The organism is Streptomyces sp. ATexAB-D23 (assembly GCF_000373645.1).
GTDB classification, from domain to species: Bacteria; Actinomycetota; Actinomycetes; order Streptomycetales; family Streptomycetaceae; genus Streptomyces; species Streptomyces castrisilvae.
The window spans coordinates 19,628-34,034 of record NZ_KB892079.1 but is presented as its reverse complement, the minus strand read 5'-3'; the positions used below and the strand labels follow the sequence as shown (position 1 = coordinate 34,034).

14 protein-coding genes are annotated in these 14,407 nt (G+C 73.2%); 1 reads left to right on the top strand and 13 read right to left on the bottom strand.

Annotated elements, in window-relative coordinates; translation table 11 throughout:
• Nucleotides 1–90: 90 nt before the first annotated feature.
• A complete protein-coding gene (locus tag B082_RS0132900) occupies nt 91–1,176 on the bottom strand; it encodes a prephenate dehydrogenase (RefSeq protein ID WP_018556029.1) in 1,086 nt (361 codons plus the stop codon).
• Entirely contained in the window at nt 1,173–1,535 is a 363-nt protein-coding gene (aroH, locus tag B082_RS0132895) for a chorismate mutase (RefSeq protein ID WP_018556028.1), read from the bottom strand. Before aroH ends, B082_RS0132900 begins: the two co-directional genes overlap by 4 nt.
• Before the next feature lie 129 nt (nt 1,536–1,664).
• Between aroH and B082_RS0132890 the strand changes: the two genes are divergently transcribed.
• Complete coding sequence (locus tag B082_RS0132890; RefSeq protein WP_018556027.1) at nt 1,665–2,381, top strand: DNA polymerase beta superfamily protein; 717 nt, start codon at nt 1,665–1,667, stop codon at nt 2,379–2,381.
• A 20-nt stretch (nt 2,382–2,401) separates the two neighbouring features.
• Here the strand turns inward: B082_RS0132890 and B082_RS0132885 are convergent, their stop codons facing one another.
• From B082_RS0132885 to B082_RS0132835, 11 genes are all read right to left on the bottom strand, one after another.
• The gene (locus tag B082_RS0132885; protein ID WP_018556026.1) at nt 2,402–3,418 is read right to left on the bottom strand and encodes an ADP-ribosylglycohydrolase family protein; all 1,017 of its coding nucleotides are present in this window, start codon (nt 3,416–3,418) and stop codon (nt 2,402–2,404) included.
• Nucleotides 3,415–4,149: an NUDIX hydrolase gene (locus B082_RS0132880; RefSeq protein WP_018556025.1), complete on the bottom strand. Its 735-nt coding sequence runs from the start codon at nt 4,147–4,149 to the stop codon at nt 3,415–3,417. Before B082_RS0132880 ends, B082_RS0132885 begins: the two co-directional genes overlap by 4 nt.
• A complete protein-coding gene (locus tag B082_RS0132875) occupies nt 4,146–5,225 on the bottom strand; it encodes an AAA family ATPase (protein ID WP_018556024.1) in 1,080 nt (359 codons plus the stop codon). Before B082_RS0132875 ends, B082_RS0132880 begins: the two co-directional genes overlap by 4 nt.
• Nucleotides 5,222–5,875, bottom strand: a complete 654-nt coding sequence (gene pnuC, locus B082_RS0132870; RefSeq protein ID WP_018556023.1) for a nicotinamide riboside transporter PnuC — start codon at nt 5,873–5,875, stop codon at nt 5,222–5,224. Before pnuC ends, B082_RS0132875 begins: the two co-directional genes overlap by 4 nt.
• Nucleotides 5,876–6,007: 132 nt before the next feature.
• Entirely contained in the window at nt 6,008–7,153 is a 1,146-nt protein-coding gene (locus tag B082_RS0132865; RefSeq protein WP_018556022.1) for a pseudouridine synthase, read from the bottom strand.
• Nucleotides 7,153–7,800: an SMC-Scp complex subunit ScpB gene (gene scpB / locus B082_RS0132860; RefSeq protein ID WP_018556021.1), complete on the bottom strand. Its 648-nt coding sequence runs from the start codon at nt 7,798–7,800 to the stop codon at nt 7,153–7,155. The genes B082_RS0132865 and scpB overlap by 1 nt, the downstream gene beginning before the upstream one ends.
• Nucleotides 7,797–8,780, bottom strand: a complete 984-nt coding sequence (locus B082_RS0132855) for a segregation and condensation protein A (protein ID WP_026250432.1) — start codon at nt 8,778–8,780, stop codon at nt 7,797–7,799. Before B082_RS0132855 ends, scpB begins: the two co-directional genes overlap by 4 nt.
• 106 nt (nt 8,781–8,886) lie before the next feature.
• Nucleotides 8,887–9,480: a hypothetical protein gene (locus B082_RS0132850; protein WP_018556019.1), complete on the bottom strand. Its 594-nt coding sequence runs from the start codon at nt 9,478–9,480 to the stop codon at nt 8,887–8,889.
• Nucleotides 9,477–10,595, bottom strand: a complete 1,119-nt coding sequence (locus B082_RS0132845; protein ID WP_026250431.1) for a ParA family protein — start codon at nt 10,593–10,595, stop codon at nt 9,477–9,479. Before B082_RS0132845 ends, B082_RS0132850 begins: the two co-directional genes overlap by 4 nt.
• A gap of 367 nt (nt 10,596–10,962) precedes the next feature.
• Entirely contained in the window at nt 10,963–12,078 is a 1,116-nt protein-coding gene (gene ald / locus B082_RS0132840; RefSeq protein WP_026250430.1) for an alanine dehydrogenase, read from the bottom strand.
• Nucleotides 12,079–12,220: 142 nt separating this feature from the next.
• Nucleotides 12,221–14,284, bottom strand: coding sequence for a tetratricopeptide repeat protein (locus B082_RS0132835; protein ID WP_018556016.1), 2,064 nt, complete (start codon nt 14,282–14,284; stop codon nt 12,221–12,223).
• Between the last annotated feature and the right edge of the window lie 123 nt (nt 14,285–14,407).

Here is a 14,407-nt window from a genome sequence, read left to right as displayed (position 1 = left end):
GAACCCGCCCCGCACAAGGTTACCGAGTGCCGGGACGGGTCCGACCACCCCTGTGGACAAGCGTGCGCCCCGGGGCCCGGCTCCCCGGGGTCACTGCCGGATCGACCAGCCCCGTTCCCGGAGGGCGGCGGCCAGGGCGGGGGCGGAGCTCGGTTCGACCATGAGCTGGACGAGGCCCGCCTGCTGGCCGGTGGCGTGCTCGATGCGCACGTCCTCGATGTTGATCCCGGACCGGCCCGCGTCGGCGAAGATCGTGGCCAGTTCGCCGGGGCGGTCGCTGATGAGGACGGCCACGACCTCGTACGCGGCGGGGCCGGCGCCGTGCTTGCCGGGCACCCGGACCCGGCCGGCGTTGCCCCGGCGCAGGACGTCCTGGATGCCCTCGGTGCCCGCGCGCCGCTTGTCCTCGTCGGCGGACTGGAGCCCGCGCAGCGCGGCGACGGTCTCGTCCAGGTCGGCGGCGACCCCGGCGAGGACGTCGGCGACGGGTCCGGGGTTGGCGGACAGGATCTCGACCCACATCCGGGGGTCGGAGGCCGCGATGCGGGTGACGTCCCTGATGCCCTGGCCGCACAGGCGTACGGCGGTCTCGTCGGCGTCCTCCAGCCGGGCGGCGACCATGGACGAGATCAGCTGCGGGGTGTGGGAGACGAGGGCGACGGCCCGGTCGTGGGCGTCGGCGTCCATGACGACCGGGACGGCGCGGCAGAGCGCGATCAGTTCGAGCGCGAGGTTGAGGACCTCGGTGTCGGAGCCCGGGGTCGGGGTGAGGACCCAGGGGCGCCCCTCGAAGAGGTCGGCGGTGGCGGCGAGCGGCCCGGAGCGCTCCTTGCCGGCCATGGGGTGGGAGCCGATGTACGGGGTGAGGTCGGCCCCCATCGCCTCCAGCTCGCGGCGCGGACCGCCCTTGACGCTGGCGACGTCGAGGTAGCCCCGGGCGACGCCGTCGCGCATCGCGGTGGCGAGCACGGCGGCGGTGTGGGCGGGCGGTACGGCGACGATCGCCAGGTCGACGGGGCCCTCGGCCGGCTCGTCCGTACCGGCGCCGAGCGCGGCGGCGGTCCTGGCCGACTCGGGGTCGTGGTCGACGAGGTGGACCCTGACGCCGCGGCTCGCGAGGGCGAGGGCCGCTGAGGTGCCGACGAGGCCGGTTCCGATGACGACGGCGGTTCTCACTGGGCGATGTCCTTGCGCAGGGCGGCGGTGGCGCCGAGGTAGACGTGGCTGATCTCGGCCTTGGCCAGGTACGTCTCGACGTGGGCGAGGATGCGGACCACCCGGGGCATGGCGCCCTCGATGTCCAGCTCCTGGGCGCAGATCAGCGGGACGTCGACGATCCCTATGCCGCGTGCGGCGGCGGCCGGGAAGTCGCTGTGCAGGTCGGGGGTGGCCGTGAACCAGATACTGATCAGGTCGTCCGCGACGAGTTCGTTCCGTTCCAGGACGGCGGTGAGCAGGGCGCTGACCTGCTCGTCCATGTGTCCGGCCTCGTCCCGGTCCAGCTGGACAGCCCCGCGGACCGCTCGTACCGCCACGTCGTGCTCCTTGCTCGTCCCACCGCTTCGTGTGCTTGTGCTTCAGCGTAGAGGGGCGGCGGGGTCCCCCGCCCGGCCGCCCTTTTTATGAGACGCGCCAGGAGCGGGCCCTCGCGTACCCTCCCCCGCATGATCACTCCCACCGGTGAGGACCTGGTGCGCGGCCACACCGTGTACTCCTGCGTGATGGGATCGCGCGCCTTCGGCCTCGCGACGGAGGGCAGCGACACCGACCTGCGTGGTGTGTACCTGGCGCCGACCCCGCTGTTCTGGCGCTTCGACAAGCCGCCCACGCATGTCGACGGCCCGGCCGACGAGCAGTTCTCCTGGGAGCTGGAACGCTTCTGCGAGCTGGCACTGCGGGCCAACCCCAATGTGCTGGAGTGCCTGCACTCACCCCTGGTGGAGCGGATCGACGCGACCGGCCGCGAGCTGCTCGCCCTGCGCGGGGCGTTCCTCTCCCGCCACGCGCACGGAACGTTCGTACGGTACGCGCTGGGCCAGCGCCGCAAGCTGGAGGCCGACGTCCGCCAGTACGGCGCCCCGCGCTGGAAGCACGCCATGCACCTGCTGCGCCTGCTGACCAGCAGCCGCGAACTGCTGCGCACCGGCGAACTGACGATCGACGTGGGCCCGGCCCGCGAGGACCTGCTCGCGGTCAAGCGGGGCGAGGTGCCCTGGCCCGAGGTGGAGCGCCGCATGACCCTCCTGGCCGCCGAGAACGACGAGGCGGCCACCTCCTCCCCCCTGCCACCCGAACCGGACCGGGCGCGCGTCGAGGACTTCCTGATCCGCACCCGCCGGGCGTCGGCACTGGCGGCGGACGGGGGAACCTCAGCCGGCTGAGAGCGGGGCGCGCCGCCGGCTCACGCGTCCCAGAGCGCCCCGAGCGACAGCAGGTCGCTGCGGTACTCGATCCGTTCCGCCCACGCGTCCGGCCAGACCTCGTCCCCCAGGTGCGCGCCGGCCAGCGCGCCGGCCAGGCAGGCGATCGAGTCCGAGTCGCCCCGGGTGCAGGCGGCCCGGCGCAGGGCGGTGACGGGGTCGCCGGGGAAGAGCAGGAAGCAGTGCAGGGCCGTGGCGAGGGCCTCCTCGGCGATCCAGCCGTCCCCGGTCCGCTCGCACGGGTCGGTCTCCGGTGACGGGTCGCGCAGGGCGTCCCGGACGGTCTCCAGCGCGGCCAGGCACTCGTCCCAGCCCCGGCTGATGAACGCTTCGGGCGAGGCGTCGTGCGTGTGGCGCCACAGGTCGCCGAGCCACCGGGTGAGGTAGCGGTCGCGGTTCTCGTAGGCGTAGGAGCGCAGCTGGCCGATCAGTCCGAGCGGTTCGGCGCCGTGGGCGAGCAGGTACACCGCGTGGGCCGTCAGGTCGGAGGCGGCCAGGGCCGTCGGATGGCCGTGGGTGAGCGCGGACTGGAGCTGGGCCGCTCCGGCGCGCTGTTCGTCGCTGAGGCCGGGGACGAGGCCGATGGGTGCGACGCGCATGTTGGCGCCGCAGCCCTTGGAGCCGGTCCGGCTGGCCTCCTGCCAGACACGGTCGCCGTCGAGCAGCTCACACGCCTCCAGGCAGGTGCGGCCGGGGGCGCGGTTGTTGTCGGGCGAGTGGTACCAGGCGACGAACTCGGCGCGCACCGGGTCCACCAGCCGCTCGGGGGTGAGCAGTCCGCTGTCCATGGCGGTGCGGACGCCCCGGCCCAGCGCGAGGGTCATCTGCGTGTCGTCGGTGACGAAGGCGGGCCGCGGCAGTTCCATTTCGCGCCAGGGCCCGCACTTGGCGAGGATCGACGGCACGTCGTTGAACTCGGTCGGGAAACCGAGCGCGTCGCCGAGCGCGAGCCCGGTCAGCGATCCGGTGGCCGCCCTCCGCGTGCGGGTCGTGGTCATGTGGTCCGTCCTTCGGGTCGCAGCAGCGGGGGGTGCAGGGTGGTGGCGTCGCCCGCCCGGTAGAGGGCGGCCGGTTTGCCGCGTCCGCCGGTCCGGCGCGGCGCGCCCTCGGCGGGCTGGACGAAGCCGGGGGTGGCGAGGACCTTGCGGCGGAAGTTGGGGCGGTCCAGCGGGACGCCCCAGACCGTTTCGTAGACCTGCTGGAGCTCGCCCAGGGTGAAGTGCGCCGGGCAGAAGGCGGTGGCCAGGCAGGTGTATTCGAGTTTGGCGCCGATGCGGTCGCGGGCGTCGGTGAGGATGCGGTCGTGGTCGAAGGCGAGGGGGCCGGTCAGCCCCGTGTCCCACCACCGGGCGCCCGCCGCGTCCCCGCCGCCGCGCGGTTCCGGCAGGTCGGGGACGAGGGCCGTGTAGGCGACGGAGACGACGCGCATCCGGGGGTCGCGGTCGGGGTCGCTGTAGGTGCGCAGCTGTTCCAGGTGGAGGCCGGAGACGGTGTCGCCGCTCAGCCCGGTCTCCTCGGCCAGTTCCCGGCGGGCCGCGACGCCCGCGGACTCGCGGGGCAGGACGAAGCCGCCGGGCAGCGCCCAGTGGCCCTTGTACGGGGCCTCGCCGCGTTCGACGAGCAGGACGTGCAGCCGGGAGTCGCGGACCGTGAAGACGGCCAGGTCGACGGTGACGGCGAACGGTTCGAAGGCGTGCGGGTCGTATCCCTCGGGGGCGGCGGCGCTCATCGGTGCTCCGGGAGGGGCGCGGCGAAGTCCCAGCCCTCGGCGAGCAGGGCGTCGACGGCCTCGACCGCGCGGGCCAGGCGCTCCTCGCGGCTGCCGGTCAGTTCGATGAACGGCCTACCGGTGCGGGTGAGTTCGGCCCGGAACCGGTCGGTCATCCAGGGCCGCAGCTCCTCCCCGTCGCGCAGCCCGTCGTCCTCGAAGGCGACGCCCTCGTGGTCGGTGAGCAGCCACAGGTGGTGGCGGGCCCGGTCCGCGATCCGCTCGACGAGGGGGTTGCGGCCACCGACGTACCGCTCGTGCCAGACGGTCGTGGCGAAGGAGTCGGTGTCGCAGACGAGCACCGGGGACCCGGTGCCGGCCGCCTCCTCCTCCCGGGCGTTCTGGACCTCGGCGATCAGCGGGAAGTCGTGGGTGGTGAAGGTGACGTCCTCCCACTGGGCCCGGGGCCACCGGGCCCGCAGTTCGGCCAGCTTCCGCTCGCTGAACTCACGCCCGTACTCGGCCACGTACCCCGTGCGCGCCCACACCCCGCCGCGCCGCCGGTAGTGGGCGGCCAGCTCGCGGGCCAGCGTGGTCGTGCCGGTGGACTCGGCGCCCAGGACGACGACGCGGCGGGCGAGCGCCGCCCTGACCGGTGCTTCGAGGAAGTCCCAGCAGCCGGCCGGGTCCGCGCGGACGGCGGTGCCGGAGACCGGGTAGGCGGTGCGGGCGGGGTCGACGCAGACGGACTCGGCGCCGAAGCGGCGGGCCAGTTCGTCCCCGTACGACTCCGAGGTGAAGACGGCGTCCACCCGCTCGGGCACCGCCCCGGTGAAGACCGCCATGTGGGCGTCCCAGATCGCGGGGTCGTGGAGATCCATGCGGGTGTCGTCCACGGCGCCCACCACCGTCACGTCCGGGTGCGCGCGGCGCATCCAGTCGACCCGGTCGGCGAGCGGTACGGACTCCACCGACGCGGCGCAGACCAGCACGGTCAGCCGCTCGCAGCGGGCCCGCGCGGTGCGGACGAGGTGGTGGTGGCCGGCGTGCGGCGGGTAGAACTTGCCGAGCACGAGTCCGTGCGGGAAGCGTTTCATGCCAGGGCCTTCGCGGGTCGCGGGGTGGGGGCGGCGAGGTCGCGCCGCCAGTTGCGCAGGCCGATCAGGCACAGCGTCAGGAAGCCGGCGTACAGCAGCGAGGTCAGGTAGAGCTCCTTGTACGCGTACAGCGGGATGTACACGATGTCGGCGGCGATCCACAGCCACCACGACTCGACCAGCTTGCGGCACTGCCCGTAGGTCGCCGCCAGGGAGAGCGCGGTGGTCAGGCCGTCCCAGACCGGGACCGTCGAGTCGGTGGCCCGGTCGAGCAGGACGGTCAGCGCGACGGTCCCCACCGCCCCCGCCGCGAGCAGCCAGGTCCACTCGGTGCGGGTCGTGCGCCGCACCGGCAAGGTGTCCGTCCCTGGTCCACCCCCGTGGGTCCAGGTCCACCAGCCGAACGCGGCGAGGGCGATGAAGACGATCTGGAGTCCGGCGTCGGCGTACAGCCCGGACTGGGTGAACAGCAGGATGAAGAAGAGGTTGTTGGCGATGCCGATCGGCCAGTTGGCGAGGTGCTGGCGGGCCACGAGCCAGACGCACAGCGCCCCGCTGCCGAAGCCCAGCACCTCGGTCCAGCTGACCGGGGTGTCCAGGACCGTCACCAGGGGTTGCTGAAGGGGATCGAGTATGTCCGCGAGACTCACGCCCGCCTCCTTAATAGTCACTGTGACTATAAAGGCTCGCCCGGCCGTACGAAAGGCCCGCGGCCGGTTCCCTTCCGGAAGAATCCGGGATCGGGACCGGCCGCGGGCCTCTCGAACGCTGGGCGGGTACGGCTACAGGCCGACCTCGCGCATCAGCATGCCCACCTCGGTGTTGGTCAGCCGGCGCAGCCAGCCCGACTTCTGGTCGCCCAGCGCGATCGGCCCGAAGCCCGTCCGCACCAGCCGGTCGACGGGGAAGCCCGCCTCGGCCAGCATCCGGCGGACGATGTGCTTGCGGCCCTCGTGCAGGGTCACCTCGACCAGGTAGTTCTTGCCGGTGTTCTCCACCACGCGGAAGTGGTCCGCGCGGGCGTAGCCGTCCTCCAGCTGGATGCCGTCCTTGAGCCGCTTGCCCAGGTCGCGCGGGAGCGGGCCCTGGACGGCCGCCAGATACGTCTTCTTCACGCCGTACCTGGGGTGGGTGAGGCGGTGGGCCAGCTCACCGTGGTTGGTGAGCATGATGATGCCCTCGGTCTCGGTGTCGAGACGGCCCACGTGGAACAGCCGCGTCTCGCGGTTGGTGACGTAGTCGCCGAGGCACTGGCGGCCGTCCGGGTCCTCCATCGAGGCGACGACACCGGCCGGCTTGTTCAGCGCGAAGAACAGGTAGGACTGGGTGGCGACGGTCAGCCCGTCGACCTTGATCTCGTCCTTGTGCACGTCGACGCGCATGCCCTGCTCGACGACGATCTCGCCGTTCACCTCGACCCTGCTCTGGTCGATCAGCTCCTCGCAGGCACGCCGCGAGCCCATGCCGGCGCGGGCGAGGACCTTCTGGAGCCGCTCGCCCTCCTGCTCGGCGCCCGGGTGCGTCTTCGGGGTCCTGATCTCGGGCTTGTTCGCGTACCGGTCGCGGTTGCGCTGCTCGATCTTGGCGTCCAGCTCGCGCGGGCGCGCCGGGGCGCCGTACGGGCCCCGCCGGGCGCCGCCCTTCGAACCGCCCTGCGCGCTCTTCGGGCCGCCCTTGGCGCCGCCCCGGGCCGCCGCGCCGCGCCCCTTGCGGGCACCGCCCTCGCCGCCGGGCTTCTCGGAGCCCACGTCGTAGCGGCGCTCCTCGGGGCGGGGCCGGCGGGGCCGCTCCTGCCGCTGGTCGTCGCGCTCGGAGCGGGGAGCCCGCGGGTTCGGGTTGCTGTTCCTCCCGGTGCCGCTGTTGTTCCTGCCGCCGCTCCGGCCCCCGCCGCTGCCGCCGCTACCGCTGTTCCTGCCGCTGCTTCGCATCAAAAGTCCGTCTTGTCGTCTGCGTGAGTATCCGGGGTGTCCGGTGCGTCCGGATCGAACGACGGCACACCCTCTGGCGTCTCGGCCTCGATCGCCTCCGCCTCGGGGAGGAAGGGCGCGAGCTCCGGGAGCTCATCCAGGCCACGCAGGCCCATCCGCTCCAGAAAGTAGTTCGTCGTCCTGTACAGGATCGCACCTGTTTCGGGTTCCGTGCCCGCCTCCTCCACGAGGCCCCTCTGCAACAGGGTCCGCATGACCCCGTCACAGTTCACCCCGCGCACCGCGGAGACCCGCGACCTGCTCACCGGCTGCCGGTACGCGACGACCGCGAGGGTCTCCAGCGCGGCCTGGGTCAGCCGGGCGTGCTGGCCGTCCAGGACGAAGCCCTCGACGGCCGCCGCGTAGGCGGGCCGGGTGTAGAAGCGCCAGCCGCCCGCGACCAGCCGGAGGTCGAAGCCCCGGCGCTGCGCGGTGTACTCGTCGGCCAGCTCCCGCAGCGCGGCGGCGACGGCCCGCACGGGCCGCTCCAGGACCTTGGCGAGGTGTACCTCGGTCGCGGGCTCGTCCACGACCATGAGGACGGCCTCCAGCGCGGGCTTGAGGTCGAGACCGGCGACGGCGGAGCCGTTGGGGTCCTGCTCGCTCATGGCGTCACATCCTGCGGGGTATCGGAGGCGTCCGGGGCCTCCTGGTCGAACTCGTCCGTCACGGTGGGCTCGGCCCCGGCTCCCCCGGCCCAGCGCACCAGCAGCTCGCCGAGCGCCACGTCCTGGTCCAGGGCGACGGCCTTCTCCCGGTACAGCTCCAGCAGGGCGAGGAAGCGGGCGACGACGGTCAGGGTGTCCGGCGCGTCCTCGGTGAGCGCCCGGAAGCTGATCTCCCCCGCCTCGCGGACCCGCGCCACCACGATCCCCGCCTGCTCGCGCACGCTGACCAGCGGGGCGTGGATGTGGTCGACGTAGACCTGCGGCCGGGGCCTGGGCTGCATCGCCTTCACGGCCAGCCTGGCGAAGCCCTCCGGGCCGATGCTGATGACGACGTCCGGCAGCAGCTCGGCGTGGTGCGGTTCGAGCCCGACGGTACGGGGGAAGCGGCGGCCCTCCGCTTCGAGGCGGCCGGTGAAGATGTCGGCGACCCGCTTGTACGCGCGGTACTGGAGGAGCCGGGCGAAGAGCAGGTCCCTGGCCTCCAGGAGCGCGAGGTCCGCCTCGTCCTCCACCTCGGCCGCCGGGAGCAGCCGGGCGGCCTTCAGGTCGAGCAGGGTCGCGGCGACCACCAGGAACTCGGTCGTCCGGTCCAGGTCCCAGTCCGGGCCCATCGCCCGGATGTGGGCCATGAACTCGTCGGTGACCTTCGACAGCGCGACCTCGGTCACATCCAGCTTGTGCTTGGAGATCAGCTGGAGCAGCAGGTCGAAGGGCCCCTCGAAGTTCGCGAGCCGCACGGTGAAACGGCCGTCCTCGGGCGCCGCACGGACCTCCTGCGGTGCGGGTGCCCGAGCCGGGGCCCGCGCGGGCGTCTCGTCCACGGGCTCGGGCGCAGGCACCGGAGCGGGCTCGGGCCCTGCCCCCGGCCCGCGGCCCAGGGGGCGGCGAGCGGTGCGGGCGGGCTCGTGGGGTGTCGGCATGGAGATCCAGGTGCGGCGGGGACACGGGCGGCGGCGGCCCGTACGGGAGGGGCCGGACCGCTCGGCCGCGGCGGCCCTCCCGGGCAGGCTACCGGCGCCGCGCCGGTCAGCGGCCGCGCAGCCGCCGCACGAGGATGCTCGCGTCGCCGCGCGACTCCAGGTCCGCCAGGACCACGGCGACCGCCTCGCGGACGATCCGCCCGCGGTCGACGGCGAGGCCGTGCTCGCCGCGCAGGACGAGCCGCGCGTGTTCGAGGTCCATCAGCTCCTCGGCGGAGACGTAGACCGTGATCTTCTCGTCGTGGCGCTCCCGGCCACTGGGCCGGCGGTTCGCCCCGCGTCCGCCGCCGCGTCTGCGCTGCTGCTGCACGACGGGGGCCGGGACCGGCTCCTGCGCGGCGGGCTGCGGGCGGCGCCCGGCCCGCGCGGCGACCGCGACCCGGTCGTTCTCGGCGCCCCTTGCGCGCGAGTCGCCGGCGTCGGTGTCGGCCGCGGCGTGCTCCGGGCGGGCGGGGGCCGGCGTGGCACCGGACTCCGGGGTGGTGTCGCCCGGCGTCTCGGTCCCGGGTTCGTTCTCACCGGCCGGAGCCGGCACCCGGGCCTCGCCGTTCGCCTTGCGCCTCCGCTCCGCGGGCGACGAGGACTGCAGCCCCATCCCCCCGGTCGTACGGAACAGCTCGTCGGCCCCGGGCAGACTCACTCGGCGTGACACCGGGCGAGCACCTCCCTGGCGAGCTGGCGATAGGCGGCGGCACCGACCGAGTTGGAGGCGTACGTGGTGATGGGCTCACCGGCGACCGTGGTCTCCGGGAAGCGGACCGTACGCCCGATGACCGTGTGGTAGACGTGGTCGTCGAAGGCCTCGACGACGCGCGCCAGGACCTCGCGGCTGTGCACCGTGCGGGAGTCGTACATGGTGGCGAGGATGCCGTCGAGCTCCAGCTCGGGGTTGAGCCGCTCCTGGACCTTCTCGATGGTCTCCGTGAGCAGCGCCACACCGCGCAGCGCGAAGAACTCGCACTCGAGCGGCACTATCACCTTGTGCGCGGCGGTCAGCGCGTTCACGGTGAGCAGGCCGAGCGAGGGCTGACAGTCGATCACGATGTAGTCGTAGTCGGCCATGAGCGGCTTCAGGGCACGCTGGAGCGTGGACTCGCGGGCCACCTCGCTGACGAGCTGCACCTCGGCGGCGGAGAGGTCGATGTTGCTGGGGAGCAGGTCCATGTTGGGGACCGCGGTCTTGAGCAGGACCTCGTCGGCCGCCATGCCCCGCTCCATGAGCAGGTTGTAGACGGTGAGGTCCAGCTCCATCGGGTTGACTCCGAGGCCGACCGAGAGGGCGCCCTGCGGGTCGAAGTCGACGAGCAGGACACGTCGTCCGTACTCCGCGAGTGCCGCGCCCAGGTTGATGGTCGACGTGGTCTTGCCGACGCCGCCCTTCTGGTTGCACATCGCGATGATCTTCGCGGGGCCGTGATCGGTCAGCGGGCCCGGGATCGGGAAGTAGGGCAGGGGCCGGCCGGTCGGGCCGATCCGCTCGCGGCGCTGCCGTGCGGCGTCGGGCGCGAGGGTGGCCGCGTACTCCGGGTCGGGCTCGTACTCGGCGTCGGGGTCGTAGAAGTGCCCCTGGGGCGATTCGTCGAAGTCGGCGAGGGGGGCGGTGTTCCGGCCACTCTCGTTGCCGGCCATGGCGTTCACGTGTAGGCCGTCCATCATCTGAGGGGCTGTCGTCATGTGCTGGTGGGTGGCGAAGGTGCGAACAGCGACGGAGCCGACAGCCTCCAGCCCGTTCGGGCTCTGGCCCCGTGCAGGCATCCCTGGATGAACACCCCCGGGAGTAATTGTCGACTCATTCACAAGTCGTCTTACCTCCTTGGACGTGACCAGGAAACTTATCGATAGGTCAGCGTGGCACCATGCCGACGATTGGCGACTCTATGGCGTGTCACCGGTTCGCAGCAACACAATCCGCCGGACCCGGCCCGTTGTGTCGGCAATCGAACGCCCCGCTGTCAAGGGCGCGCAACCCTCCGGGCGTACTTTTCGCGGGTGTACGAAACGGTTAAAGGGTTACGTTCGAGACGAGTTGCTCGGGGGCGCGCGCGGGCCCGGCATGCGTCCGGCCGGACCTTGACAGCAAGGTCCGGCCGGACGCACGGGGTTGACGAACGCGATTGACCCGTCAGCCGATGAGGGTGCTCAGTTCGACGTGCGCGAGGCCGTGCGCCTCGGCGACCTCGCGGTAAACGACCAGTCCGTCATGGGTGTTGAGGCCCTTGGCGAGCGCGGCGTCCCGGCGCAGTGCCTCCGCCCAGCCCCGGTTCGCCAGCTCCAGGATGTAGGGAAGCGTCGCGTTGGTGAGGGCGTACGTCGAGGTGTTGGGCACCGCGCCGGGCATGTTCGCGACGCAGTAGAAGACCGAGTCGTGAACCATGAAGGTCGGCTCGGCGTGCGTCGTCGGGTGGGAGTCCTCGAAGCAGCCACCCTGATCAATTGCAATGTCGACAAGTACACTTCCGGGCTTCATCCGGGCGACGAGCTCGTTGGTGACCAGCTTCGGAGCCTTGGCGCCGGGGATCAGCACGGCGCCGACGACGAGGTCCGCCTCGACGACCGCCTTCTCCAGCTCGAAGGCGTTCGAGACGACCGTCTGCACCTTGGTGCCGAAGATCCGGTCGGCCTCGCGCAGCTTGTTGATGTCCTTGTCGAGCAGCGTGACGTGGAAGCCGAGACCGACCGCGATCTGCGTCGCGTTCCAGCCGGAGACACCGCCGCCGATGACGACGGCCCGGCCGGCCGCCGTGCCGGGCACCCCTCCGGGCAGCACGCCTCGGCCGCCGGCCGAGCGCATCAGGTGGTACGCGCCGACCTGCGGGGCCAGCCGGCCGGCGACCTCGGACATCGGGGCGAGCAGCGGCAGCGCGCGGCCCGACGTCTCGACGGTCTCGTAGGCGATGGCCGTCGTGCCCGACTCCAGCAGCGCGTCCGTGCAGGCGCGGGAGGCGGCGAGGTGCAGGTACGTGAAGAGGGTCTGGCCCTTGCGGAGGCGGTGGTACTCCTCGGCGACCGGCTCCTTGACCTTGAGCACCAGGTCGGCGGCGGCCCAGACCTCGTCGGCGGTGGGGAGGATCTGCGCCCCGGCCCCGACGTACTCCTCGTCCGTGATGGAGGAGCCCGCTCCGGCGTTCTGCTCGACGACGACCTGGTGGCCGTGGCGGACGAGTTCATGCACGCCGGCGGGCGTGATCGCCACGCGGAACTCGTTGTTCTTGACTTCGCGGGGGATGCCGACCTTCACGTCGATCACGGTCCTTGGCTCAGAGGGTAATCCGGGCATAGCGATACATTCAGGGTAGATGCACCGCATAGGAAGACACCGCGAACTGACGCGGTAGAGCCAGTTTAATGAAGGGCTTCCCGCTGTCTAGCCTTACAAAGCATTAACTTTCAGTCGATGCACTACGGGTTTCGTAGGCCGGGCTCTCCTCGCCCAGCAATCTGTCCGCCGTACTCCTGTGCAGCCCCGCGGCCGCCGGGTCCCCGAGGCGGTCGAGGGTGTCGGCGAGCCGGAGCTCCAGCGCGGCCTGCAAACGCACGTCCTCGGCCCGCCGCGCCCACTCCACCGCCTCCCGGCAGGTCCGCAGCGACTCCTGCGGCCGGCCCGCGTACTCCTGCACCCGGGCCATCTCGCTGAGCGCCCGCGCCTGGGCGGGCAGGTCGCCGAGCCTGCGGTGGCCGGCCGCGGCGGCCCGCCAGTTGCGCAGCGCCTCGCCGTACCGCCCGGCGTAGGTGTGGACGGTGCCGAGCCGCCCGTACAGCCGGGCCGCGTCGGCCCGCTCGCCCTGGGTGAGGCGCTGGGCGAGCGCCCGGCCGTACCAGTCGGAGGCCCGGTGGTAGTCCCCCAGCTCGGCGTAGGCGCCGCCCACCGATTCCATGGCCCGCCCGGTGGCGTACAGGTCCTTCGCCTCCCGCCCGGCGTCCAGCGCTTCGCGGTAGCGGGCCAGCGCCTCCCGGGTCCTGCCGGTCCCGGCGTCCAGGTCGGCGAGGTTGAGCAGGGCCGCAGCCCGCTCGCGGGGCAGGTCGCGCCGCTCGGCGACGGCCAGCACCAGGCCGTGCAGGGCGTAGAGGTCGGGCGCGGCGGCGTCGGTGCCCTCGTGCGCGGCCAGCGCCCGGACCAGCGCGGCCACCAGCCGGCGTGCCAGCGTGTCCAGTCCGCCGTCCTCGACGGCGATGCGGGCACAGGCCAGCAGCGCGGGTCTGCGGACGCGCAGCCAGGCGGCGGCCGTCCCGGGGTTCGGGAAGCGCAGCGAGCGCGGCAGTCCGGCCAGTTTGCGCCGGGACGGGGAGCCCTCGGGGTCGGTGACCGCGCGGCAGGACTGGAGCAGCCGCACGGTGCGTTCCAGCATCCGGGCGCGGGCGAGCTGGATCTCGGCCGGCCGGTCCCGGTCCTCCAGGAGCGCCCGCAGCAGCGCGGCGAGGCAGCCCGGCACCTCGTACTGCGGCTGGTCCGCGCCGTCGCGGCGCAGCAGGCCCAGCGTCACGAAGTCGTCCAGCGTGGTCCGTGCCGCCGAGACGGAGCAGCCGGCCAGCGCGGACGCGGTGTGGGCGTCGGCGAGCCCGGCGGGGGCGAGGGAGAGCAGCCGCAGTATCCGGGCGGGGGTGGGCGGCAGCGAGTCGTGGACGAGGCGGAAGGCGCGGGTCAGCGGACGGGTGCCGGCGGGCTGTTCGGGGTCGTCCGGCAGTTCGCGCAGCTGCCGCCGGGCGTCGGCGACGGAGGCGGTCGGGCGGGCGGCCAGCCAGCCCCCGATCATGACCAGCGCGGCCGGCTGCCCGCCGCACTCCTCGGCCAGCGTCTGGGCGGTGAGCGGGTCGACGGTGATCCTGACCTGGCCGATGGCGCGGCCGAGCAGCTGGACGGCTGAGCCCGCGTCCAGGCCGCCGATGGTGCAGGGCCGGACGCCGGACAGGCCCGTCAGCGGGCCCTCGGAGGTGGCGACGACCAGGCAGTCGGGGTTGTCCGGGAGCAGCGGGTCGACCTGTTCGGCGTCCGGGGCGCCGTCCAGCAGGAGCAGGACCCGGCGCACGGCGAGCGCCTCGCGGACCATCTCGGACAGCTCGTCCACGTCGGCCCCCGGCGGTCCGGCCACGTCCAGCTGCCCCAGGAGGTCGCGGGCGGCCCGCTCGGTGGGGACGAGGGCGCCGCCGCTCTCGGTCAGCCGGACGCGGAGGAGCCCGTCGGGGTAGTCCCCGGTCGCCAGGAGCCGGCGGGTGAGCTCCTCGGCCAGCGCGGTGCGGCCGGAGCCGGGGCGGCCGGCGATCAGGAGGACCCGGGCGCGGGCGCTGCGGCGGCCGGCCATGGTGTCGAGTCCGGCGCGCTCGATGTCGTCGCGCAGTTCCTTCAACTCGCGTTCGCGGCCGAAGAATCGGGCCGGTTCGCAGGCGGCAGGCTCCTCGGTCCCCGCTGCCTCGGCCGGGCCGCTGGTGTCCACCGCCTGATCCGTCACGGGCCACGCTCCACTTCGCTGCACGCGTCGCCCGCCGGGACTCCGGTCAGGGCATTCAGAGCGTAGTTCAGGCGGGTGGGCGAACCCGGTGGAGCGCGACGCACGCATCCCCCGATCGGATCA